Below are 22,056 nucleotides of genomic sequence, written 5' to 3' on the forward strand. Positions count from 1 at the left end.
CTATAGTAAGGAATATAGCCGTGTCTAAAGAAAAATTTGAACGTACAAAACCGCACGTCAACGTTGGTACTATCGGCCACGTTGACCATGGTAAAACTACCCTGACTGCTGCAATCACCACCGTACTGGCTAAAACCTACGGCGGTGCTGCTCGTGCTTTCGACCAGATCGATAACGCACCAGAAGAAAAAGCTCGTGGTATCACCATCAACACTTCTCACGTTGAGTATGACACCCCGACTCGCCACTACGCACACGTAGACTGCCCAGGCCACGCCGACTATGTTAAAAACATGATCACCGGTGCTGCGCAGATGGACGGCGCGATCCTGGTTGTTGCTGCGACTGACGGCCCTATGCCTCAGACTCGTGAGCACATCCTGCTGGGTCGTCAGGTAGGCGTTCCTTACATCATCGTGTTCCTGAACAAATGCGACATGGTTGATGACGAAGAGCTGCTGGAACTGGTAGAGATGGAAGTTCGTGAACTGCTGTCTCAGTACGATTTCCCAGGCGACGACACTCCAATCGTTCGTGGTTCCGCGCTGAAAGCGCTGGAAGGCGAAGCAGAGTGGGAAGAGAAAATCATCGAACTGGCTGGCTACCTGGATTCTTACATCCCAGAACCAGAGCGTGCGATTGACAAGCCATTCCTGCTGCCAATCGAAGACGTATTCTCCATCTCCGGTCGTGGTACCGTTGTTACCGGTCGTGTAGAGCGCGGTATCATCAAAGTTGGTGAAGAAGTTGAAATCGTTGGTATCAAAGAGACTGCGAAGTCTACCTGTACTGGCGTTGAAATGTTCCGCAAACTGCTGGACGAAGGCCGTGCTGGTGAGAACGTTGGTGTTCTGCTGCGTGGTATCAAACGTGAAGAAATCGAACGTGGTCAGGTTCTGGCGAAGCCAGGCTCAATCAAGCCACACACCAAGTTCGAATCTGAAGTGTACATTCTGTCCAAAGACGAAGGCGGCCGTCATACTCCGTTCTTCAAAGGCTACCGTCCACAGTTCTACTTCCGTACAACTGACGTGACCGGTACCATCGAACTGCCAGAAGGCGTAGAGATGGTAATGCCAGGCGACAACATCAAGATGGTTGTGACGCTGATCCACCCAATCGCGATGGACGACGGTCTGCGTTTCGCAATCCGTGAAGGCGGCCGTACCGTTGGCGCGGGCGTTGTTGCTAAAGTTCTGGGCTAATTAATTATCCCTGAAATAAAAAGGACGCTCCGGCGTCCTTTTTTGTTTTCTGCCGTTGGGGCATTGTCATAAAAATTCGCATTTTTTGCTTTCTCCCGCCACGTATTCCGACGCCCGCGCTATTGTAATCATAACCATTCTCACTTACACTTTGCGCATATTTTGAACGGGAGTCTTTATGTACGTTTGTTTATGTAATGGTGTAAGCGACAAAAAAATTCGTCAGGCCGTTCGCCAGTTTCAACCACAATCTTTCCAGCAGCTTCGCAAGTTTGTTCCGGTGGGAAATCAATGCGGTAAATGCGTTCGCGCAGCGCGTGAGATCATGCAGGACGAACTGATGCAGATCCCGGAATTCAAAGAGATCGCGTAAGCCTCTATCTTTTTTTTGACATCCCCGTAGCCCGATCTACGCTTCAATGAGTGGAAGCGGAGGGACTATATAATGAAAGGTGATGTTAAAATCATAAGTTATCTCAATAAATTATTGGGAAATGAGCTTGTCGCAATCAATCAGTATTTTCTCCATGCAAGAATGTTTAAAAACTGGGGACTGACTCGCCTCAACGATGTTGAATACCATGAGTCCATTGATGAAATGAAACACGCCGATAAATACATTGAGCGTATTTTATTCCTCGAAGGCATTCCTAACCTACAGGATCTCGGAAAACTGGGCATCGGAGAAGATGTCGAAGAGATGCTGCGTTCTGATCTCCGGCTGGAGCTGGAGGGTGCAAAAGATCTGCGTGAAGCCATTGCCTATGCGGACAGCGTACATGACTACGTCAGCCGCGATATGATGATCCAGATCCTGGCCGATGAAGAAGGGCACATCGACTGGCTTGAGACCGAACTGGATCTCATTAGCAAAATTGGCCTACAGAACTACCTTCAGTCTCAGATCAAAGTGGAAAGTTAATCAGGCTTTCCCAGCCAACGCATAAACCCGCTGCCGCCAGAAATGGCCCAAAAGGCAGTGGGTTTTTTAATGCCTGCTTATCAGGGGTAAACAACGAGAAAGCAACCAGATACAGCAGAGCCATTAACGCGGCCACTAATGCCAGTATTGGTAGTACACACCAGCCATGCCATGCCCCCAGCGCCGCCAGATATTTTATGTCGCCATATCCCATCCCTTCACGTCGGCAGATGAGCCGGTATCCCCAATAGATAATGGCGAATCCGGCATATCCTGTCATCGCACCCACTACCGCGCTCGGCAAAAAATCAGGATGGAGACAAAGCTGGTAGAGCAGGCCCGTCCATAGCAGCGGGCAAAGAAATTTATCGGGAAGAAGCCCCGAGCGAATATCGGTGCGAACAAGCAAGGCCGATAACGCAAAATAGATCAGCAGAAAGGGGAGGGACAGTAGCATAGCGAGAGCCTCAAAATGGTTTGAGCGCATACTCGTAATAATCTGCATGCCCGGCAATGTGTAAAAACAGCAATTGCGTAGCGGCTTCAGACAAAGAGTTGAGAAGGGATACTTTGCATAAAAAATTGCGCGGCCTTACGTATAGTACGTCTTTGGCGCTTAATTTCTAAACGGCACTTGCGTCTTTCTCTGATTTACGTATAATGCGCGGGCTTGTCGTAATTGACGGCGGGTTCAATCTGAACCAGAGTAGCTCACTTTGTTACTCAACAATGCTCCCAATTGGGGAGCTACGTAAGAACGGTTACACTCTCCCATCAATCGTAATGGGTTTGAGGAGTAATCATTTTCGTTTATAAAATAATTGGAGCTCTGGTCTCATGCAGAACCAAAGAATCCGTATCCGCCTTAAAGCGTTTGATCATCGTCTGATCGATCAATCAACCGCGGAAATCGTCGAGACTGCTAAGCGCACTGGTGCGCAAGTCCGTGGTCCGATCCCGCTGCCGACCCGCAAAGAGCGCTTTACCGTTCTGATCTCTCCGCACGTTAACAAAGATGCGCGTGATCAGTACGAAATCCGCACTCACAAGCGTCTGGTTGACATCGTTGAGCCAACTGAGAAAACCGTTGATGCTCTGATGCGTCTGGATCTGGCTGCCGGTGTAGACGTGCAGATCAGCCTGGGTTAATCAGGTCATCGAGCGATTGAGAGGTTGAAACAATGATTGGTTTAGTCGGTAAAAAAGTGGGTATGACCCGCATCTTCACTGAAGATGGCGTTTCTATCCCAGTAACCGTAATCGAAGTTGAAGCAAACCGCGTTACTCAGGTTAAAGATCTGGCTAACGATGGCTACCGCGCTATTCAGGTTACCACTGGTGCTAAAAAAGCTAACCGTGTAACCAAACCAGAAGCGGGTCACTTCGCTAAAGCTGGCGTTGAAGCTGGCCGTGGTCTGTGGGAATTCCGTCTTGCTGAAGGCGAAGAGTTCACCGTAGGTCAGGACATTAGCGTTGAGCTGTTTGCTGACGTTAAAAAAGTTGACGTAACCGGTACCTCTAAAGGTAAAGGTTTTGCTGGTACCGTTAAGCGCTGGAACTTCCGTACCCAGGACGCTACTCACGGTAACTCCTTGTCTCACCGCGTTCCGGGTTCTATCGGTCAGAACCAGACTCCGGGCAAAGTGTTCAAAGGCAAGAAAATGGCAGGTCAGCTGGGCAACGAACGTGTAACCGTTCAGAGCCTGGACGTAGTACGTGTTGACGCTGAGCGCAACCTGCTGCTGGTTAAAGGTGCGGTCCCGGGTGCAACCGGTAGCGACCTGATCGTTAAACCAGCTGTGAAGGCGTAAGGGGATAGCAATGGAATTAGTATTGAAAGACGCGCAGAGCGCGCTGACTGTTTCCGAAACTACCTTCGGTCGTGATTTCAACGAAGCGCTGGTTCACCAGGTTGTTGTTGCTTATGCAGCTGGTGCTCGTCAGGGTACTCGTGCTCAGAAGACTCGTGCTGAAGTAACTGGTTCAGGCAAAAAGCCATGGCGCCAGAAAGGTACCGGCCGTGCGCGTTCAGGTTCTATCAAGAGCCCGATCTGGCGTTCAGGTGGCGTGACCTTCGCTGCGCGTCCACAGGACCACAGTCAAAAAGTTAACAAAAAGATGTACCGCGGCGCGCTGAAAAGCATTCTGTCCGAACTGGTACGTCAGGATCGTCTGATCGTTGTCGAGAAGTTCTCTGTTGAAGCGCCTAAAACTAAGCTGCTGGCACAGAAACTGAAAGACATGGCTCTGGAAGATGTGCTGATCATCACCGGTGAGCTGGACGAGAACCTGTTCCTGGCCGCGCGTAACCTGCACAAGGTTGACGTACGCGACGCGACTGGTATCGACCCGGTTAGCCTGATCGCCTTCGACAAAGTCGTAATGACTGCTGATGCTGTTAAGCAAGTTGAGGAGATGCTGGCATGATTCGTGAAGAACGTCTGCTGAAGGTGCTGCGCGCACCGCACGTTTCTGAAAAAGCGTCTACTGCGATGGAAAAAACAAACACCATCGTTCTCAAAGTTGCTAAAGACGCGACCAAAGCAGAGATCAAAGCTGCTGTGCAGAAACTGTTTGAAGTCGAAGTCGAAGTCGTTAACACCCTGGTAGTTAAAGGGAAAGTTAAACGTCACGGACAGCGTATCGGTCGTCGTAGCGACTGGAAAAAAGCTTACGTCACCCTGAAAGAAGGCCAGAACCTGGACTTCGTTGGCGGCGCTGAGTAAGTCGGAGGAGTAATACAATGGCAGTTGTTAAATGTAAACCGACATCTCCGGGTCGTCGCCACGTAGTTAAAGTGGTTAACCCTGAGCTGCACAAGGGCAAACCTTTTGCTCCGTTGCTGGAAAAAAACAGCAAATCCGGTGGTCGTAACAACAATGGCCGTATCACCACTCGTCACATCGGTGGTGGCCACAAGCAGGCTTATCGTATTGTTGACTTCAAACGCAACAAAGACGGTATCCCAGCAGTTGTTGAGCGTCTTGAGTACGATCCGAACCGTTCCGCGAACATCGCGCTGGTTCTGTACAAAGATGGCGAACGCCGTTACATCCTGGCCCCTAAAGGCCTGAAAGCTGGCGACCAGATTCAGTCTGGCGTTGATGCTGCAATCAAAGCAGGCAACACCCTGCCGATGCGCAATATCCCGGTTGGTTCTACCGTTCATAACGTAGAAATGAAACCAGGTAAAGGCGGTCAGCTGGCGCGTTCCGCGGGTACTTACGTTCAGATCGTTGCGCGTGACGGTGCTTATGTCACCCTGCGTCTGCGTTCTGGTGAAATGCGTAAAGTCGAAGCAGACTGCCGCGCTACTCTGGGCGAAGTTGGCAATGCTGAGCATATGCTGCGCGTTCTGGGTAAAGCTGGTGCTGCACGCTGGCGTGGTGTTCGTCCTACCGTTCGCGGTACTGCGATGAACCCAGTCGACCACCCACATGGTGGTGGTGAAGGTCGTAACTTTGGTAAGCACCCGGTAACTCCGTGGGGCGTTCAGACCAAAGGTAAGAAGACCCGCAGCAACAAGCGTACTGATAAATTTATCGTACGTCGCCGTAGCAAATAATTTTAGAGGATAAGCCATGCCACGTTCTCTCAAGAAAGGTCCTTTTATTGACCTGCACTTGCTGAAGAAGGTAGAGAAAGCGGTGGAAAGCGGAGACAAGAAGCCCCTGCGCACTTGGTCCCGTCGTTCAACGATCTTTCCTAACATGATCGGTTTGACCATCGCTGTCCATAATGGTCGTCAGCACGTTCCAGTCTTTGTTACCGACGAAATGGTTGGTCACAAACTGGGTGAATTCGCACCGACTCGTACTTATCGCGGCCACGCTGCTGATAAAAAAGCGAAGAAGAAATAAGGTAGGAGGAAGAGATGGAAACTTTAGCTCAACATCGCCATGCTCGTTCTTCTGCACAGAAGGTTCGCCTTGTTGCTGACCTGATTCGCGGTAAGAAAGTGTCGCAGGCCCTGGACATCCTGACCTATACCAACAAGAAAGCTGCGGTATTGGTCAAGAAAGTACTGGAATCTGCCATTGCTAACGCTGAACACAACGATGGCGCTGACATCGACGATCTGAAAGTCGCGAAAATTTTCGTAGATGAAGGCCCAAGCATGAAGCGCATTATGCCGCGTGCGAAAGGTCGTGCAGATCGCATCCTGAAGCGCACCAGCCACATTACTGTGGTTGTGTCCGATCGCTGAGACTCTGGAGACTAGCAATGGGTCAGAAAGTACATCCTAATGGTATTCGCCTGGGTATTGTAAAACCATGGAACTCTACCTGGTTTGCGAACACCAAAGAATTCGCTGACAACCTGGACAGCGATTTTAAAGTACGTCAGTACCTGACTAAGGAACTGGCTAAAGCGTCTGTATCTCGTATCGTTATCGAGCGTCCAGCTAAGAGCATCCGTGTGACTATTCACACTGCTCGCCCTGGCATCGTTATCGGTAAGAAAGGCGAAGACGTAGAAAAACTGCGCAAGGTCGTAGCGGATATCGCTGGCGTTCCTGCACAGATCAATATCGCTGAAGTTCGTAAGCCTGAACTGGACGCTAAATTGGTTGCTGACAGCATCACTTCTCAGCTGGAACGTCGCGTTATGTTCCGTCGTGCTATGAAGCGTGCTGTACAGAACGCAATGCGTCTGGGCGCTAAAGGTATCAAAGTTGAAGTTAGCGGCCGTCTGGGCGGCGCGGAAATCGCACGTACCGAATGGTACCGCGAAGGTCGCGTACCGCTGCACACTCTGCGTGCTGACATCGACTACAACACCTCTGAAGCGCACACCACTTACGGTGTAATCGGCGTTAAGGTATGGATCTTCAAAGGTGAGATCCTGGGTGGTATGGCTGCTGTTGAACAACCGGAAAAACCGGCTGCTCAACCTAAAAAGCAGCAGCGTAAAGGCCGTAAATAAGGAGCGTCGCTGATGTTACAACCAAAGCGTACAAAATTCCGTAAAGTGCACAAAGGCCGCAACCGTGGTCTGGCGCAGGGTACGGATGTTAGCTTCGGCACTTTCGGTCTGAAAGCTGTTGGCCGTGGTCGTCTGACTGCACGTCAGATCGAAGCAGCACGTCGTGCAATGACCCGTGCAGTTAAGCGTCAAGGTAAGATCTGGATCCGTGTATTCCCGGACAAACCGATCACCGAGAAGCCACTGGAAGTTCGTATGGGTAAAGGTAAAGGTAACGTGGAGTACTGGGTTGCCTTGATCCAACCGGGCAAAGTCCTTTATGAAATGGACGGTGTTCCGGAAGAGCTGGCCCGTGAAGCCTTCGGCCTGGCAGCAGCGAAACTGCCTATCAAAACCACCTTTGTAACTAAGACGGTGATGTAATGAAAGCAAAAGAGCTGCGTGAAAAAAGCGTTGAAGAGCTGAACGCTGAGCTGCTGAACCTGCTGCGTGAGCAGTTCAACCTGCGTATGCAGGCTGCAAGTGGCCAGCTGCAACAGACTCACCTGCTGAAGCAAGTGCGTCGCAATGTTGCGCGCGTTAAGACTTTACTGACTCAGAAGGCGGGTGCGTAATGACCGATAAAATCCGTACTCTGCAAGGTCGTGTTGTTAGCGATAAAATGGAGAAATCCATTGTTGTAGCTATCGAACGTTTTGTGAAACACCCGATCTACGGTAAATTCATCAAGCGTACGACCAAACTGCACGTACATGACGAGAACAACGAATGTGGTATCGGCGACAAGGTTGAAATCCGTGAATGCCGTCCACTGTCCAAGACTAAGTCCTGGACGCTGGTTCGCGTTGTAGAGAAAGCGGTTCTGTAATAGAGTACGCATTCTCAATACGAATAAACGGCTCAGCGATGAGCCGTTTATTTTTTCTACCCATATTGCAGAAGCGGTGTTATAATGCCGCGCCCTCGATATGGGGCTTTTTAACGGCTCTGATTTTAGAGTCTCAGGTAGTAGTTGACATTAGCGGAGCACTAAAATGATCCAAGAACAGACTATGCTGAACGTCGCCGACAACTCCGGTGCACGTCGCGTAATGTGTATCAAGGTTCTGGGTGGCTCGCACCGTCGCTACGCAGGCGTAGGCGACATCATCAAGATCACCATCAAGGAAGCAATTCCACGTGGTAAGGTCAAAAAAGGTGATGTGCTGAAGGCGGTAGTGGTGCGCACCAAGAAGGGTGTTCGTCGCCCTGACGGTTCTGTCATTCGCTTCGATGGTAATGCATGCGTTATTTTAAACAATAACAGCGAGCAGCCTATCGGCACGCGTATCTTTGGGCCGGTAACTCGTGAACTTCGTACTGAGAAGTTCATGAAAATTATCTCTCTGGCACCAGAAGTACTCTAAGGAGCGAATCATGGCAGCGAAAATCCGTCGTGATGACGAAGTTATCGTGTTAACCGGTAAAGATAAAGGTAAACGCGGTAAAGTAAAAAATGTTCTGTCTTCCGGCAAACTTGTCGTTGAAGGTATCAACCTGGTTAAGAAACATCAGAAGCCGGTTCCGGCCCTGAACCAACCAGGCGGCATCGTTGAAAAAGAAGCTGCTATTCAGGTTTCTAACGTTGCAATCTTCAATGCGGCTACCGGTAAGGCTGACCGTGTAGGCTTTAGATTCGAAGACGGTAAAAAAGTCCGTTTCTTCAAATCTAACAGCGAAACTATCAAGTAATTTGGAGTAGTACGATGGCGAAACTGCATGATTACTACAAAGACGAAGTAGTTAACAAACTCATGACTGAGTTTAACTACAATTCTGTCATGCAAGTCCCTCGGGTCGAGAAGATCACCCTGAACATGGGTGTTGGTGAAGCGATCGCTGACAAGAAACTGCTGGATAACGCAGCAGCTGACCTGACAGCAATCTCCGGTCAAAAACCGCTGATCACCAAAGCACGCAAATCTGTTGCAGGCTTCAAAATCCGTCAGGGCTATCCGATCGGCTGTAAAGTAACTCTGCGTGGCGAACGCATGTGGGAGTTCCTTGAGCGCCTGATCACTATTGCTGTTCCACGTATCCGTGACTTCCGTGGCTTGTCCGCTAAGTCTTTCGACGGTCGTGGTAACTACAGCATGGGTGTCCGTGAGCAGATCATCTTCCCAGAAATCGACTACGATAAAGTCGACCGCGTGCGTGGTTTGGATATTACCATTACCACTACTGCGAAATCTGATGAAGAAGGCCGTGCTCTGCTGGCTGCCTTTGACTTCCCGTTCCGCAAGTAAGGTAGGGTTACTGAATGGCTAAGCAATCAATGAAAGCACGCGAAGTAAAGCGCGTAGCTTTAGCTGATAAATTCTTCGCTAAACGCGCTGAACTGAAAGCGATCATTTCTGATGTGAACGCTTCCGACGAAGATCGTTGGAATGCGGTTCTCAAGCTGCAGTCTCTGCCGCGTGATTCCAGCCCGTCTCGTCAGCGTAACCGCTGTCGTCAAACAGGTCGTCCACATGGTTATGTGGGCAAGTTTGGGTTGAGCCGTATCAAACTGCGTGAAGCCGCCATGCGCGGTGAAGTGCCAGGCTTGAAAAAGGCTAGCTGGTAATTACCAATTGAATCACGGGAGTAAAGACAGATGAGCATGCAAGATCCGATCGCGGATATGCTGACCCGTATCCGTAACGGTCAGGCCGCGAACAAAGTTGCGGTCACCATGCCTTCCGCCAAGCTGAAAGTGGCAATTGCCAACGTGCTGAAGGAAGAAGGTTTTATCGAAGATTTTAAAGTTGAAGGCGACACCAAGCCGGAACTGGAACTTACTCTCAAGTATTTCCAGGGTAAAGCTGTTGTAGAAAGCATTCAGCGTGTCAGCCGCCCAGGCCTGCGCATCTATAAGAAAAAAGATGAGCTGCCAAAAGTAATGGCTGGTCTTGGTATCGCAGTTGTTTCTACCTCTAAAGGTGTTATGACTGATCGTGCAGCGCGCCAGGCTGGTCTTGGTGGCGAAATTATCTGCTACGTAGCCTAATCGGAGGAAAGAATGTCTCGTGTTGCTAAAGCACCGGTCGTTATTCCTGCCGGCGTTGATGTAAAAATCGACGGTCAGGTTATTACGATCAAAGGTAAAAACGGCGAGCTGACTCGTACCCTCAACAATGCTGTTGAAGTTAAACATGCAGATAACGCTCTGACCTTCGGTCCACGTGATGGTTTCGTGGATGGATGGGCTCAGGCTGGTACCGCGCGTGCCCTGCTGAACTCAATGGTTGTTGGTGTTACCGAAGGCTTCACTAAAAAGCTTCAGCTGGTTGGTGTAGGTTATCGTGCAGCTATCAAAGGGAATGCAGTAGGCCTGTCTCTGGGCTTCTCACACCCTGTTGAGCATCCGCTGCCGGCCGGTATCACTGCAGAATGCCCGACTCAGACTGAAATCGTGCTGAAAGGCGCTGATAAACAGCTGATCGGTCAGGTTGCAGCAGATCTGCGCGCCTACCGTCGTCCTGAGCCTTATAAAGGCAAGGGTGTTCGTTACGCCGACGAAGTCGTGCGTACCAAAGAGGCTAAGAAGAAGTAAGGTAACACTATGGATAAGAAATCTGCTCGTATCCGTCGTGCGACCCGCGCACGCCGCAAGCTCAAAGAGCTGGGTGCAACTCGCCTGGTGGTACATCGTACCCCGCGTCATATTTACGCACAGGTAATTGCACCGAACGGTTCTGAAGTTCTGGTAGCTGCTTCTACTGTAGAAAAAGCTATCTCAGAACAATTGAAGTATACCGGTAACAAAGACGCCGCAGCAGCTGTAGGTAAAGCTGTCGCTGAACGCGCTCTGGAAAAAGGCATCAGCAATGTTTCCTTTGACCGTTCCGGGTTCCAATATCATGGTCGTGTCCAGGCACTGGCAGATGCTGCCCGTGAAGCTGGCCTTCAGTTCTAAGGTAGAGGTGTAAGATGGCTCACATCGAAAAACAGGCTGGCGAACTGCAGGAAAAGCTGATCGCGGTAAACCGCGTATCTAAAACCGTTAAAGGTGGTCGTATTTTCTCCTTCACAGCTCTGACTGTAGTGGGTGATGGTAACGGTCGCGTTGGTTTTGGTTACGGTAAAGCGCGTGAAGTTCCAGCAGCGATCCAGAAAGCGATGGAAAAAGCCCGTCGCAATATGATTAACGTCGCGCTGAACAACGGTACCCTGCAACACCCAGTTAAAGGTGTTCACACGGGTTCTCGTGTATTCATGCAGCCAGCTTCCGAAGGTACCGGTATCATCGCCGGTGGTGCAATGCGCGCCGTTCTGGAAGTTGCTGGAGTTCATAACGTTCTGGCTAAAGCATATGGTTCCACCAACCCGATCAACGTGGTTCGTGCAACTATTGATGGCCTGGAAAATATGAATTCTCCAGAAATGGTCGCTGCCAAGCGTGGTAAATCCGTTGAAGAAATTCTGGGGTAATTGACCATGGCAAAGACTATTAAAATCACTCAAACCCGCAGTGCAATCGGTCGTCTGCCGAAACACAAGGCAACGCTGCTTGGCCTGGGTCTGCGTCGTATTGGTCATACCGTTGAGCGCGAGGATACTCCTGCTGTTCGTGGTATGGTCAACGCGGTTTACTTCATGGTTAAAGTTGAGGAGTAAGAGATGCGTTTAAATACTCTGTCTCCGGCCGAAGGCTCTAAAAAGGCGGGTAAACGCCTGGGTCGTGGTATCGGTTCTGGCCTCGGCAAAACCGGTGGTCGTGGTCACAAAGGTCAGAATTCTCGTTCTGGCGGTGGCGTACGTCGCGGTTTCGAGGGTGGCCAGATGCCACTGTACCGTCGTCTGCCGAAGTTCGGCTTCACCTCTCGCAAAGCAGCGATCACAGCGGAAATCCGTTTGTCTGACCTGGCGAAAGTTGAAGGCGGCGTTGTAGACCTGAACACGCTGAAAGCGGCTAACATTATCGGTATCCAGATCGAGTTCGCGAAAGTGATCCTGGCTGGTGAGGTTTCTACTCCGGTAACTGTTCGTGGCCTGCGTGTTACTAAAGGTGCTCGTGCTGCTATCGAAGCTGCTGGCGGTAAAATTGAGGAATAAGTAGCAGATGGCTAAGCAACCGGGATTAGATTTTCAAAGTGCCAAAGGTGGATTTGGCGAGCTGAAACGCAGACTGCTGTTTGTAATCGGCGCGCTGATTGTGTTCCGTATTGGCTCTTTTATTCCGATCCCTGGTATTGATGCCGCTGTACTTGCCAAACTGCTTGAGCAACAGCGAGGCACCATCATTGAAATGTTCAACATGTTCTCTGGTGGTGCTCTCAGCCGTGCTTCTATTTTCGCACTGGGTATTATGCCGTACATTTCGGCATCGATTATTATCCAGCTGCTGACGGTCGTTCATCCGGCCCTGGCAGAGTTGAAGAAAGAAGGGGAGTCTGGACGTCGTAAGATTAGCCAGTACACCCGTTACGGCACTCTGGTGCTGGCAATATTCCAGTCGATCGGTATTGCTACCGGTCTTCCGAATATGCCTGGTATGCAGGGCCTGGTATTAAACCCAGGCTTTGCATTCTATTTCACCGCTGTTGTAAGTCTGGTCACAGGGACCATGTTCCTGATGTGGCTCGGCGAACAGATTACTGAACGAGGTATCGGTAACGGTATCTCAATCATTATCTTCGCCGGTATCGTTGCGGGTCTCCCGCCGGCCATCGCCCATACTATCGAGCAAGCGCGTCAAGGCGACCTGCACTTCCTCCTGTTGCTGTTGGTTGCAGTATTAGTATTTGCAGTGACGTTCTTTGTTGTCTTCGTTGAACGTGGTCAACGCCGCATTGTGGTGAACTACGCTAAACGTCAGCAGGGTCGTCGTGTCTATGCTGCACAGAGCACACATTTACCGCTGAAAGTGAATATGGCGGGGGTTATCCCGGCTATCTTCGCTTCCAGTATTATTCTGTTCCCGGCAACCATCGCGTCATGGTTCGGGGGCGGTACTGGTTGGAACTGGCTGACAACAATTTCGCTGTATTTGCAGCCTGGGCAACCACTTTATGTGTTACTCTATGCGTCTGCGATCATCTTCTTCTGTTTCTTCTACACGGCGTTGGTCTTCAACCCGCGTGAAACAGCAGATAACCTGAAGAAGTCCGGTGCATTTGTACCAGGAATTCGTCCGGGAGAGCAAACGGCGAAGTATATCGATAAAGTAATGACTCGCCTGACTTTGGTTGGTGCGCTTTATATTACTTTTATCTGCCTGATCCCGGAGTTCATGCGTGATGCAATGAAAGTACCGTTCTACTTCGGTGGGACCTCACTGCTTATCGTTGTGGTCGTGATTATGGACTTTATGGCTCAAGTGCAAACTCTGATGATGTCCAGTCAGTATGAGTCTGCATTGAAGAAGGCGAACCTGAAAGGCTACGGCCGCTAACTGGTCGCCTGAGAAGTTACGGAGAGTAAAAATGAAAGTTCGTGCTTCCGTCAAGAAATTATGCCGTAACTGCAAAATCGTTAAGCGTGATGGTGTCATCCGTGTGATTTGCAGTGCCGAGCCGAAGCATAAACAGCGCCAAGGCTGATTATTTCGCATATTTTTCTTGCAAAGTTGGGTTGAGCTGGCTAGATTAGCCAGCCAATCTTTTGTATGTCTGTACGTTTCCATTTGAGTATCCTGAAAACGGGCTTTTCAGCATGGTGCGTACATATTAAATAGTAGGAGTGCATAGTGGCCCGTATAGCAGGCATTAACATTCCTGATCAGAAACATGCTGTGATCGCATTAACTTCGATCTATGGCGTCGGCAAGACCCGTTCTAAAGCCATTCTGGCTGCAGCGGGTATCGCTGAAGATGTTAAGATCAGTGAGCTGTCTGAAGAACAAATCGACACGCTGCGTGACGAAGTTGCCAAATTTGTCGTTGAAGGTGATCTGCGCCGTGAAATCAGCATGAGCATCAAGCGCCTGATGGATCTTGGTTGCTATCGCGGTTTGCGTCATCGTCGTGGTCTGCCAGTGCGCGGTCAGCGTACTAAGACCAACGCACGTACCCGTAAGGGTCCGCGCAAACCGATCAAGAAATAATCGGGGTGATTGAATAATGGCAAAGGCACCAGTTCGTGCACGTAAACGTGTAAGAAAACAAGTCTCTGACGGCGTGGCTCATATCCATGCTTCTTTCAACAACACCATCGTTACTATTACTGATCGTCAGGGTAACGCATTGGGTTGGGCAACAGCCGGTGGTTCCGGTTTCCGTGGTTCTCGCAAATCCACTCCGTTCGCAGCTCAGGTTGCAGCAGAGCGTTGCGCTGAAGCCGTAAAAGAATACGGCATCAAGAATCTGGAAGTTATGGTTAAAGGTCCGGGTCCGGGTCGTGAATCTACTGTTCGCGCTCTGAACGCCGCTGGTTTCCGCATCACGAATATTACTGATGTGACTCCGATCCCTCATAACGGTTGTCGTCCGCCGAAAAAACGTCGCGTATAACGCTCGTTTTTTAGGTTAGTTGGAGATAGAAAATGGCAAGATATTTGGGTCCTAAGCTCAAGCTGAGCCGTCGTGAGGGCACCGACTTATTCCTTAAGTCTGGCGTTCGCGCGATCGATACCAAGTGTAAAATTGAACAAGCTCCTGGCCAGCACGGTGCGCGTAAACCGCGTCTGTCTGACTATGGTGTGCAGTTGCGTGAAAAGCAAAAAGTTCGCCGTATCTACGGTGTGCTGGAGCGTCAGTTCCGTAACTACTATAAAGAAGCAGCACGTCTGAAAGGCAACACAGGTGAAAACCTGCTGGCTCTGCTGGAAGGTCGTCTGGACAACGTTGTATACCGTATGGGCTTCGGCGCGACTCGTGCTGAATCACGCCAGCTGGTTAGCCATAAAGCAATCATGGTAAACGGTCGTGTTGTTAACATCGCTTCTTATCAGGTTAAAGCGAATGACGTTGTTAGCATTCGTGAGAAAGCGAAAAAGCAATCTCGCGTGAAAGCCGCTCTGGAGCTGGCTGAGCAGCGTGAAAAGCCAACCTGGCTGGAAGTTGATGCTGGCAAGATGGAAGGTACGTTCAAGCGTCAGCCAGAACGTTCTGATCTGTCTGCGGACATTAACGAACACCTGATCGTCGAGCTTTACTCCAAGTAAAGCTTAGTACCAAAGAGAGGACACAATGCAGGGTTCTGTGACAGAGTTTCTAAAACCGCGCCTGGTAGATATCGAGCAAGTGAGTTCGACGCACGCCAAGGTGACCCTTGAGCCTTTAGAGCGTGGCTTTGGCCATACTCTGGGTAACGCACTGCGCCGTATTCTGCTCTCATCGATGCCGGGTTGCGCGGTGACCGAGGTTGAGATTGATGGTGTACTTCATGAGTACAGCACCAAAGAAGGCGTTCAGGAAGATATCCTTGAAATCCTGCTCAACCTGAAAGGGCTGGCGGTGAGAGTTCAGGGTAAAGATGAAGTTATTCTTACTCTGAATAAATCTGGCATTGGCCCTGTGACTGCAGCCGACATCACCCACGACGGTGATGTTGAAATCGTCAAGCCGCAGCACGTGATCTGCCACCTGACCGATGAGAACGCAGCTATTAGCATGCGTATCAAAGTTCAGCGCGGTCGTGGTTATGTGCCGGCTTCTGCCCGAATTCATTCGGAAGAAGATGAGCGCCCAATCGGCCGTCTGCTGGTCGACGCATGTTACAGCCCTGTAGAGCGTATTGCCTACAATGTTGAAGCAGCGCGTGTAGAACAGCGTACCGACCTGGACAAGCTGGTCATCGAAATGGAAACCAATGGCACAATCGATCCTGAAGAGGCGATTCGTCGTGCGGCAACCATCCTGGCAGAACAACTGGAAGCTTTCGTTGACTTACGTGATGTACGTCAGCCGGAAGTGAAAGAAGAGAAACCAGAATTCGATCCGATCCTGCTGCGCCCTGTTGACGATCTGGAATTGACTGTCCGCTCTGCTAACTGCCTCAAGGCAGAAGCTATCCACTATATCGGTGATCTGGTACAGCGTACCGAGGTTGAGTTGCTGAAAACGCCGAACCTGGGTAAAAAATCTCTTACCGAGATTAAAGACGTGCTGGCTTCACGTGGTCTGTCTCTGGGCATGCGCCTGGAAAACTGGCCACCAGCAAGCATTGCTGACGAGTAACCGGATCACAGGTTAAGGTTTTACTGAGAAGGATAAGGTCATGCGCCATCGTAAGAGTGGTCGTCAACTGAACCGCAACAGCAGCCATCGCCAGGCTATGTTCCGCAACATGGCAGGTTCACTGGTTCGTCATGAAATCATCAAGACGACCCTGCCTAAAGCGAAAGAGCTGCGTCGCGTAGTTGAGCCGCTGATTACTCTTGCCAAGACTGACAGCGTTGCTAATCGTCGTCTGGCATTCGCCCGTACTCGTGATAACGAGATCGTGGCAAAACTGTTTAACGAACTGGGCCCGCGTTTCGCGAGCCGTGCCGGTGGTTACACTCGCATTCTGAAGTGTGGCTTCCGTGCAGGCGACAACGCGCCGATGGCTTACATCGAGCTGGTTGATCGTTCAGAGAAAGCAGAAGCTGCTGCAGAGTAATCTGTAGTAACGTAAAAAAACCCGCCTCGGCGGGTTTTTTTATATCCGCAGAATCTCCACTTATCTACAATGTCTGTATCTTTTCTGCTCACCCCCTGGAGTTCATTATGTGGTTGCTCGATCAGTGGGCTGAACGCCATATTTGCGATGCCCAAAACAAAGGCGAGTTCGAAAATCTTCCCGGCAGCGGTGAGCCGCTGATTCTGGACGATGATTCACATATTCCCCCTGAATTACGGGCCGGTTATCGCTTACTGAAAAACGCAGGTTGTTTACCGCCTGAACTTCAGCAACGCAATGAAGCCGTCGAGCTTGCCGATCTGCTTAAAGGCATTCATAAGAATGACCCGCGGTACTCCGAAATCAGTCGTCGGTTGGCGCTCATCGAGCTAAAACTGCGCCAGACGGGAATGAATACTGACTTTTTGCATGGTGAGTACAGTGAAAGGTTAATGCAAAAAATAAACGAGGAGTAGCCATGTACCGCATAGGTGAACTTGCGAAGCTTGCTAACGTAACGCCGGATACTATCCGCTACTACGAAAAGCAGCAGATGATCGATCATGAGGTCAGAACGGAAGGTGGATTTCGCCTTTATACGGATAACGACCTGCAACGCCTTCGTTTTATCCGCTATGCACGGCAACTCGGCTTCACGCTGGAGTCGATCCGTGAACTGCTGTCGATCCGTATCGATCCTGAACATCATACGTGTCAGGAATCTAAAAGCATCGTTCAGGCCCGGCTGGATGAAGTTGAAGGACGCATTCAGGAGCTGCAAGCCATGCAGCGATCTCTGCAAAGGTTAAATGACGCGTGCTGCGGTACCGCTCATAGCAGTGTTTATTGCTCAATACTGGAAGCTCTTGAACAGGGCGCCAGTAGTGAAACTCAGGGTTGTTGATTTTTTATCAGCCAGGGACTAGACTCCCGCCGACATTAACTATGCTCAGGAGAAATGATGAGCCGCTATCAGCATACGAAGGGACAAATTAAGGATAACGCCATTGAGGCATTGCTTCACGACCCGCTTTTCAGACAGCGTGTTGAGAAGAACAAGAAAGGAAAAGGGAGTTATTTACGTAAAGGTAAACATGCACAACGGGGTAACTGGGAGGCCAGTGGCAAGCAAGCTAATCGCTTTTTTACCACTGGCCTTTCTGTTTCTGTCGCCTGATTAAACGCGGTTGTTCTGCTCTTTTAACAGATCGCGAATTTCAGTCAGTAAGACTTCTTCTTTAGTTGGTGCTGGCGGGGCAGCAGCCGGTTCTTCTTTTTTACGGTTAAGTCTGTTGATAAGTTTGATCGCCATGAAAATGGCAAATGCCACGATCACGAAATCAAATACGTTCTGAATGAATACGCCATAGTGCATTACAACCGCAGGGATATCGCCCTGAGCCTCCCGAAGGGTGAAGGCGAACTGTTTGAAATCAATGCCTCCAATCAACAGTCCTAACGGCGGCATAATAATGTCGGCGACTAATGATGAAACGATCTTACCGAACGCCGCACCAATAATGACACCCACAGCCAAATCCACCACATTCCCGCGCATCGCAAATTCGCGAAACTCTTTAATAAAACTCATTATGTTCTCCTTGTGCCAGCTGACGCCTATAAGTTTAACAAATGATTAGCTAATTGCCATTGGGGATAAATAATCGTTATGAAAAATAAAAGGCATGAAAATTAGAAGGTTAATATTTGGGTGCTCTCGTCTGAGCACCCAAATCATTACAGGAAGAACGGGCTTGGCTGGAATAAACGCTCGACGTCGGTAATAAATTTTTTATCGGTCAGGAACATAATAACGTGGTCACCCTGCTCAATACGTAAATTATCATTGGCGATCATGACATCGTTACCTCGTACTACGGCGCCGATAATGGTGCCTGGTGGAAGTTTAATTTCGTCGATCGCGCGACCAACAACGCGCGACGTCGTTTCATCCCCATGAGCGACGGCTTCAATGGCTTCAGCAACACCACGACGAAGAGACGACACGCCGACAATATCCGCTTTACGTACATGGCTTAGCAGGGCAGAAATGGTGGCTTGCTGAGGCGAAATAGCAATATCAATTACGCTACCCTGTACCAGGTCGACATAAGCCTTACGCTGGATAAGCACCATTACTTTTTTCGCCCCCATACGTTTAGCGAGCATGGCGGACATAATATTCGCTTCGTCGTCGTTGGTGACGGCAATAAAAAGATCAACCTGATCGATATGCTCTTCGGCCAGCAATTCCTGATCCGAAGCATCGCCATAAAACACGATAGTATTCTGAAGCTTTTCAGCCAGCTCCGACGCGCGCTGTTGATCTCGTTCGATCAGCTTCACGCTGTAGTCTTTTTCCAGCCGTCTCGCCAGACCTGCGCCAATATTACCGCCGCCAACCAGCATAATACGTTTATACGGTTTTTCGAGACGCTGAAGTTCACTCATCACCGCACGGATATGCTGAGAAGCCGCAATAAAGAAGACTTCATCCCCGGCTTCGACAATGGTGGACCCTTGCGGACGAATAGGTCTGTCGTGACGGAAAATCGCCGCAACACGCGTATCGATATGTGGCATATGCTCGCGCATTGTCGACAGGGCATTACCAATCAGCGGGCCGCCGTAATAAGCCTTCACAACCGCCAGGCTTACTTTTCCTTCCGCAAAGTTCACAACCTGCAACGCGCCCGGGTACTCAATCAGACGATAAATACTGTCGATAACCAGCTGTTCAGGGGCAATAAGATGGTCGATAGGTACTGCTTCGGAATTAAACAGCTTTTCCGCATCCCGGACATAGTCCGGGGAGCGAATGCGGGCGATGCGGTTCGGTGTGTTGAAAAGCGAGTAGGCCACCTGACATGCAACCATGTTGGTTTCATCAGAACTGGTTACTGCAACCAGCATGTCGGCATCGTCCGCGCCCGCCTCCCGAAGCACACGTGGGTGAGAGCCGTGCCCCTGTACAACACGAAGATCAAACTTGTCCTGCAAAACGCGCAGGCGATCGCCATTGGTATCCACAATGGTGATATCGTTGTTTTCGCCCACGAGATTTTCCGCCAGCGTTCCGCCAACTTGCCCTGCGCCCAGAATGATAATTTTCATCTTTCGTGACCTGTTCTCAACATCACTCTTTGATTAGCTTAGCGTAAAAGAAACCATCACCCTCTTCTGCGCCCGGCAGGTTTTGCAGACCCGGGTGCTCAGGTGTTCCCGTATCATGCAGCGTAGCGTCCGGGGTGCGTTTCAGGAAGGCCGCAATTTGCTGACGGTTCTCTTCCGGGAGAACAGAGCAGGTTGCATACACCAGGGTTCCGCCGGGTTTGAGATGCGGCCAGATGGCATCCAGAATTTCGGATTGCAACTGGGCAAGCTCCTTGATATCACGATCGCGACGCAGCCATTTGATATCGGGATGACGACGAATCACGCCGGTTGCAGAGCAAGGGGCGTCCAGCAAAATACGATCGAACCGGGTATCACCACACCAGTCTGCGGGTTTACGTCCATCGCCTTGCTTAACCTGTGCTTTCATACCCAGACGCTTGAGGTTGTCATAGACGCGTGAAAGACGCTGCTCATCAACATCCACGGCCATCACGCTGGCTTGCGGCGCCACTTCCAGAATATGCGTTGTTTTCCCCCCTGGCGCTGCACAGAGATCAAGGATCTGCTCCCCGTCTTTCGGTTCAAGCCAGGTCATGCAGCCCTGAGCGGATGCGTCCTGTACCGTTACCCAGCCCTCTTCAAAACCGGGTAATGCATGTACCGGTGCAGGGGAGGCTAAACGAACCGCATCAGGATAAGCAGCGTGTGTGAAGCCGCTCATTCCGGCCTCTTCCAGCAGGGCCAGCCATGCGTCGCGGGTATGATGGTTACGATTGACGCGTAACCACATCGGCGGACGTTGGTTATTGGCATCCACAATGTCTTGCCATTGCTGTGGGTAGGCTTTTTTAAGGCGATTCAGCAGCCATTCAGGGTGCAGGAAGCGCGCTTCGCTTTGCGCAAATTCTGCCAGCAGTTCGTCCTGCTGACGCTGGAACTGACGCAGCACGCCGTTAATCAACCCTTTCAGTTGAGGACGTTTAATCGAAACGGCACCCTCCACTGTCTCAGCCAGCGCAGCATGAGGTGGAATGCGGGTATGAAGAAGCTGGTAGAAACCGACCATGATCAAATAATGCACGGTACGCTGCTTGCCGCTCATCGGGCGTGACATCAGCTTATTAATTAACCATTCAAGCTGAGAGAGGGTGCGCAGCACGCCAAAGCACAGCTCCTGAAGCAGTGCTTTGTCTTTATCGGAAACCTTTTGTTGCAGTGGAGGCAGGACATTACTCAGTGACTGGCCCTGCTCGATAACCTGCTCAACGGCCTGAGCCGCCATAGTGCGTAGATTTTGTCTTTTCATAACCGTAAAAATAAAAATGCCCGGAAACACCGGGCCTTAAGAGTAAATTTGTTCAGGTAAGGCGATTGCCAGGGATGAACCATTCACGACGGGAATTTAATAGATCCTGCGCGCTCATTGCCTTTTTACCGGCCGGTTGCAGCGATTCAAGATTCAGGATCCCTTCTCCGGTCGCAACCTGGATACCGTTTTTGCTGGCGTCGATAATCGTACCGGGCTCTGCCGAAGTATTGCCGTTAATAACTGAAGCTTTCCAGACTTTCACTGGCTGCTCATCAATCATCAACCAGCTCATCGGCCATGGATTAAAGGCGCGGATACAGCGTTCGAGTTGAGCTGCTGACAGGGACCAGTCGATCCGGGCTTCTTCTTTACTCAGTTTTTCAGCATAGGTCACCTGTGCCTCATCCTGCACTTCAGGTGTCGCTGTATTGTCAGCAAGCTGTTGCAACGTCTCAATCAGCCCCTGCGGACCGAGATCCGCCAGCTTGTCATACAGCGTGGCGCTGGTATCTTCTGCGGTAATGGGACACGCCAGTTTATACAGCATGTCGCCCGTGTCTAAACCTACGTCCATCTTCATGATTGTCACGCCAGTTTCAGCATCGCCTGCCCACAGAGCGCGCTGAATAGGGGCTGCACCACGCCAGCGTGGGAGCAAGGAACCATGAACGTTAACACAGCCCAGGCGGGGCATATCGAGTACCGCTTTCGGCAGAATGAGGCCGTAAGCCACAACTACCATCACGTCAGCGTTCAGGTCTGCCACTAACTGCTGGTTTTCCTGAGGTCGTAATGATGCAGGCTGGAAAACCGGCAAACCATGCGTTTCTGCCAGCACTTTAACCGGGCCAGGCATCAATTTTTTACCGCGGCCAGCCGGACGATCAGGCTGAGTAAATACGCCAACAATCTGATGACCAGACGATAGCAGCGCGTCGAGATGACGCGCCGCAAAATCAGGGGTACCCGCGAAGATTATACGTAGTGATGTAGACACGTTATTCCTTGTATCC

39 protein-coding genes are annotated in these 22,056 nt (G+C 50.5%); 34 read left to right on the forward strand and 5 right to left on the reverse strand.

Going from position 1 to position 22,056, the window contains the following annotated elements; genetic code table 11:
- Positions 1-20: 20 nt before the first annotated feature.
- The 3 genes from tuf (at position 21) to bfr (ending at position 2,127) form a co-directional block, all read left to right on the forward strand.
- A complete protein-coding gene (gene tuf / locus SK58_RS04040; protein WP_022651945.1) occupies positions 21-1,205 on the forward strand; it encodes an elongation factor Tu in 1,185 nt (394 codons plus the stop codon).
- A gap of 178 nt (positions 1,206-1,383) precedes the next feature.
- Positions 1,384-1,578, forward strand: coding sequence for a bacterioferritin-associated ferredoxin (gene bfd, locus SK58_RS04045; protein ID WP_003863268.1), 195 nt, complete (start codon positions 1,384-1,386; stop codon positions 1,576-1,578).
- Between the two features lie 72 nt (positions 1,579-1,650).
- A complete protein-coding gene (bfr, locus tag SK58_RS04050; RefSeq protein WP_003863270.1) occupies positions 1,651-2,127 on the forward strand; it encodes a bacterioferritin in 477 nt (158 codons plus the stop codon).
- Here bfr and SK58_RS04055 read toward each other — a convergent pair.
- Positions 2,111-2,584 (reverse strand): prepilin peptidase, encoded by a 474-nt coding sequence (locus SK58_RS04055; protein WP_048219418.1) that lies wholly within the window; start codon positions 2,582-2,584, stop codon positions 2,111-2,113. The genes bfr and SK58_RS04055 overlap by 17 nt on opposite strands.
- 380 nt (positions 2,585-2,964) lie before the next feature.
- Here SK58_RS04055 and rpsJ point away from each other — a divergent pair, with 380 nt between their 5' ends.
- From rpsJ to SK58_RS04210, 31 genes are all read left to right on the forward strand, one after another.
- Positions 2,965-3,276, forward strand: coding sequence for a 30S ribosomal protein S10 (rpsJ, locus tag SK58_RS04060; RefSeq protein WP_001181005.1), 312 nt, complete (start codon positions 2,965-2,967; stop codon positions 3,274-3,276).
- Between the two features lie 32 nt (positions 3,277-3,308).
- Positions 3,309-3,938 (forward strand): 50S ribosomal protein L3, encoded by a 630-nt coding sequence (gene rplC, locus SK58_RS04065; protein ID WP_003863274.1) that lies wholly within the window; start codon positions 3,309-3,311, stop codon positions 3,936-3,938.
- A gap of 10 nt (positions 3,939-3,948) precedes the next feature.
- Positions 3,949-4,554: a 50S ribosomal protein L4 gene (rplD, locus tag SK58_RS04070; protein ID WP_000424395.1), complete on the forward strand. Its 606-nt coding sequence runs from the start codon at positions 3,949-3,951 to the stop codon at positions 4,552-4,554.
- Positions 4,551-4,853 carry a 50S ribosomal protein L23 gene (gene rplW / locus SK58_RS04075; RefSeq protein WP_000617546.1) on the forward strand — a complete coding sequence of 101 codons (303 nt, stop codon included), beginning with the start codon at positions 4,551-4,553 and terminating at the stop codon, positions 4,851-4,853. Before rplD ends, rplW begins: the two co-directional genes overlap by 4 nt.
- Before the next feature lie 17 nt (positions 4,854-4,870).
- A complete protein-coding gene (gene rplB, locus SK58_RS04080; RefSeq protein WP_000301859.1) occupies positions 4,871-5,692 on the forward strand; it encodes a 50S ribosomal protein L2 in 822 nt (273 codons plus the stop codon).
- Between the two features lie 16 nt (positions 5,693-5,708).
- On the forward strand, positions 5,709-5,987 hold the full coding sequence (rpsS, locus tag SK58_RS04085) for a 30S ribosomal protein S19 (protein ID WP_001138117.1): 279 nt from the start codon (positions 5,709-5,711) through the stop codon (positions 5,985-5,987).
- Positions 5,988-6,001: 14 nt separating this feature from the next.
- Positions 6,002-6,334 carry a 50S ribosomal protein L22 gene (gene rplV, locus SK58_RS04090; RefSeq protein WP_002919773.1) on the forward strand — a complete coding sequence of 111 codons (333 nt, stop codon included), beginning with the start codon at positions 6,002-6,004 and terminating at the stop codon, positions 6,332-6,334.
- Between the two features lie 17 nt (positions 6,335-6,351).
- On the forward strand, positions 6,352-7,053 hold the full coding sequence (gene rpsC / locus SK58_RS04095) for a 30S ribosomal protein S3 (protein WP_000529945.1): 702 nt from the start codon (positions 6,352-6,354) through the stop codon (positions 7,051-7,053).
- 12 nt (positions 7,054-7,065) lie between these two features.
- Positions 7,066-7,476, forward strand: a complete 411-nt coding sequence (rplP, locus tag SK58_RS04100) for a 50S ribosomal protein L16 (RefSeq protein WP_002919759.1) — start codon at positions 7,066-7,068, stop codon at positions 7,474-7,476.
- Entirely contained in the window at positions 7,476-7,667 is a 192-nt protein-coding gene (gene rpmC / locus SK58_RS04105) for a 50S ribosomal protein L29 (RefSeq protein ID WP_003863282.1), read from the forward strand. The genes rplP and rpmC overlap by 1 nt, the downstream gene beginning before the upstream one ends.
- Positions 7,667-7,921, forward strand: a complete 255-nt coding sequence (rpsQ, locus tag SK58_RS04110) for a 30S ribosomal protein S17 (protein WP_002438707.1) — start codon at positions 7,667-7,669, stop codon at positions 7,919-7,921. The genes rpmC and rpsQ overlap by 1 nt, the downstream gene beginning before the upstream one ends.
- Positions 7,922-8,087: 166 nt before the next feature.
- On the forward strand, positions 8,088-8,459 hold the full coding sequence (gene rplN, locus SK58_RS04115) for a 50S ribosomal protein L14 (RefSeq protein ID WP_002919748.1): 372 nt from the start codon (positions 8,088-8,090) through the stop codon (positions 8,457-8,459).
- A gap of 10 nt (positions 8,460-8,469) precedes the next feature.
- A complete protein-coding gene (rplX, locus tag SK58_RS04120; protein WP_003863287.1) occupies positions 8,470-8,784 on the forward strand; it encodes a 50S ribosomal protein L24 in 315 nt (104 codons plus the stop codon).
- Between the two features lie 14 nt (positions 8,785-8,798).
- Positions 8,799-9,338: a 50S ribosomal protein L5 gene (gene rplE, locus SK58_RS04125; protein ID WP_003863290.1), complete on the forward strand. Its 540-nt coding sequence runs from the start codon at positions 8,799-8,801 to the stop codon at positions 9,336-9,338.
- Positions 9,339-9,352: 14 nt separating this feature from the next.
- Positions 9,353-9,658, forward strand: coding sequence for a 30S ribosomal protein S14 (rpsN, locus tag SK58_RS04130; protein ID WP_003863291.1), 306 nt, complete (start codon positions 9,353-9,355; stop codon positions 9,656-9,658).
- A gap of 30 nt (positions 9,659-9,688) precedes the next feature.
- Positions 9,689-10,081, forward strand: coding sequence for a 30S ribosomal protein S8 (gene rpsH, locus SK58_RS04135; RefSeq protein ID WP_006178918.1), 393 nt, complete (start codon positions 9,689-9,691; stop codon positions 10,079-10,081).
- 12 nt (positions 10,082-10,093) lie between these two features.
- Positions 10,094-10,627: a 50S ribosomal protein L6 gene (gene rplF, locus SK58_RS04140; RefSeq protein WP_006178917.1), complete on the forward strand. Its 534-nt coding sequence runs from the start codon at positions 10,094-10,096 to the stop codon at positions 10,625-10,627.
- A gap of 9 nt (positions 10,628-10,636) precedes the next feature.
- Positions 10,637-10,990 carry a 50S ribosomal protein L18 gene (gene rplR / locus SK58_RS04145; RefSeq protein ID WP_003863297.1) on the forward strand — a complete coding sequence of 118 codons (354 nt, stop codon included), beginning with the start codon at positions 10,637-10,639 and terminating at the stop codon, positions 10,988-10,990.
- A gap of 14 nt (positions 10,991-11,004) precedes the next feature.
- Positions 11,005-11,505, forward strand: coding sequence for a 30S ribosomal protein S5 (gene rpsE / locus SK58_RS04150; RefSeq protein WP_003863299.1), 501 nt, complete (start codon positions 11,005-11,007; stop codon positions 11,503-11,505).
- Positions 11,506-11,511: 6 nt separating this feature from the next.
- The gene (gene rpmD, locus SK58_RS04155; RefSeq protein ID WP_003863301.1) at positions 11,512-11,691 is read left to right on the forward strand and encodes a 50S ribosomal protein L30; all 180 of its coding nucleotides are present in this window, start codon (positions 11,512-11,514) and stop codon (positions 11,689-11,691) included.
- Between the two features lie 3 nt (positions 11,692-11,694).
- Entirely contained in the window at positions 11,695-12,129 is a 435-nt protein-coding gene (gene rplO / locus SK58_RS04160) for a 50S ribosomal protein L15 (protein WP_003863304.1), read from the forward strand.
- Positions 12,130-12,136: 7 nt separating this feature from the next.
- On the forward strand, positions 12,137-13,468 hold the full coding sequence (gene secY, locus SK58_RS04165; RefSeq protein ID WP_003863305.1) for a preprotein translocase subunit SecY: 1,332 nt from the start codon (positions 12,137-12,139) through the stop codon (positions 13,466-13,468).
- 31 nt (positions 13,469-13,499) lie between these two features.
- Complete coding sequence (rpmJ, locus tag SK58_RS04170) at positions 13,500-13,616, forward strand: 50S ribosomal protein L36 (RefSeq protein ID WP_000868187.1); 117 nt, start codon at positions 13,500-13,502, stop codon at positions 13,614-13,616.
- Between the two features lie 146 nt (positions 13,617-13,762).
- Positions 13,763-14,119, forward strand: a complete 357-nt coding sequence (gene rpsM / locus SK58_RS04175; RefSeq protein WP_003863308.1) for a 30S ribosomal protein S13 — start codon at positions 13,763-13,765, stop codon at positions 14,117-14,119.
- A gap of 16 nt (positions 14,120-14,135) precedes the next feature.
- Positions 14,136-14,525 (forward strand): 30S ribosomal protein S11, encoded by a 390-nt coding sequence (gene rpsK / locus SK58_RS04180; RefSeq protein ID WP_003863312.1) that lies wholly within the window; start codon positions 14,136-14,138, stop codon positions 14,523-14,525.
- 32 nt (positions 14,526-14,557) lie between these two features.
- On the forward strand, positions 14,558-15,178 hold the full coding sequence (gene rpsD, locus SK58_RS04185) for a 30S ribosomal protein S4 (protein ID WP_003863314.1): 621 nt from the start codon (positions 14,558-14,560) through the stop codon (positions 15,176-15,178).
- A gap of 25 nt (positions 15,179-15,203) precedes the next feature.
- The gene (gene rpoA / locus SK58_RS04190; protein WP_002919219.1) at positions 15,204-16,193 is read left to right on the forward strand and encodes a DNA-directed RNA polymerase subunit alpha; all 990 of its coding nucleotides are present in this window, start codon (positions 15,204-15,206) and stop codon (positions 16,191-16,193) included.
- Positions 16,194-16,233: 40 nt separating this feature from the next.
- Positions 16,234-16,617: a 50S ribosomal protein L17 gene (gene rplQ / locus SK58_RS04195; RefSeq protein ID WP_001216368.1), complete on the forward strand. Its 384-nt coding sequence runs from the start codon at positions 16,234-16,236 to the stop codon at positions 16,615-16,617.
- 107 nt (positions 16,618-16,724) lie between these two features.
- Positions 16,725-17,093: a DnaJ family domain-containing protein gene (locus tag SK58_RS04200; protein WP_023295520.1), complete on the forward strand. Its 369-nt coding sequence runs from the start codon at positions 16,725-16,727 to the stop codon at positions 17,091-17,093.
- Between the two features lie 2 nt (positions 17,094-17,095).
- Positions 17,096-17,521 carry a Zn(2+)-responsive transcriptional regulator gene (gene zntR / locus SK58_RS04205; RefSeq protein ID WP_003863328.1) on the forward strand — a complete coding sequence of 142 codons (426 nt, stop codon included), beginning with the start codon at positions 17,096-17,098 and terminating at the stop codon, positions 17,519-17,521.
- Between the two features lie 57 nt (positions 17,522-17,578).
- Complete coding sequence (locus SK58_RS04210; RefSeq protein WP_017383729.1) at positions 17,579-17,794, forward strand: alternative ribosome-rescue factor A; 216 nt, start codon at positions 17,579-17,581, stop codon at positions 17,792-17,794.
- Here the strand turns inward: SK58_RS04210 and mscL are convergent, their stop codons facing one another.
- The 4 genes from mscL to fmt form a co-directional block, all read right to left on the reverse strand.
- Positions 17,795-18,208 (reverse strand): large-conductance mechanosensitive channel protein MscL, encoded by a 414-nt coding sequence (gene mscL / locus SK58_RS04215; protein ID WP_003863335.1) that lies wholly within the window; start codon positions 18,206-18,208, stop codon positions 17,795-17,797.
- A gap of 146 nt (positions 18,209-18,354) precedes the next feature.
- A complete protein-coding gene (trkA, locus tag SK58_RS04220; protein WP_003863337.1) occupies positions 18,355-19,731 on the reverse strand; it encodes a Trk system potassium transporter TrkA in 1,377 nt (458 codons plus the stop codon).
- Positions 19,732-19,753: 22 nt separating this feature from the next.
- The gene (gene rsmB, locus SK58_RS04225) at positions 19,754-21,040 is read right to left on the reverse strand and encodes a 16S rRNA (cytosine(967)-C(5))-methyltransferase RsmB (RefSeq protein ID WP_047718863.1); all 1,287 of its coding nucleotides are present in this window, start codon (positions 21,038-21,040) and stop codon (positions 19,754-19,756) included.
- Positions 21,041-21,092: 52 nt separating this feature from the next.
- Positions 21,093-22,040: a methionyl-tRNA formyltransferase gene (gene fmt, locus SK58_RS04230; RefSeq protein WP_048219420.1), complete on the reverse strand. Its 948-nt coding sequence runs from the start codon at positions 22,038-22,040 to the stop codon at positions 21,093-21,095.
- Positions 22,041-22,056: the final 16 nt, after the last annotated feature.

Source organism: Enterobacter sp. BIDMC93 (genome assembly GCF_001037805.1).
GTDB classification, from domain to species: domain Bacteria; phylum Pseudomonadota; class Gammaproteobacteria; order Enterobacterales; family Enterobacteriaceae; genus Enterobacter; species Enterobacter hormaechei_C.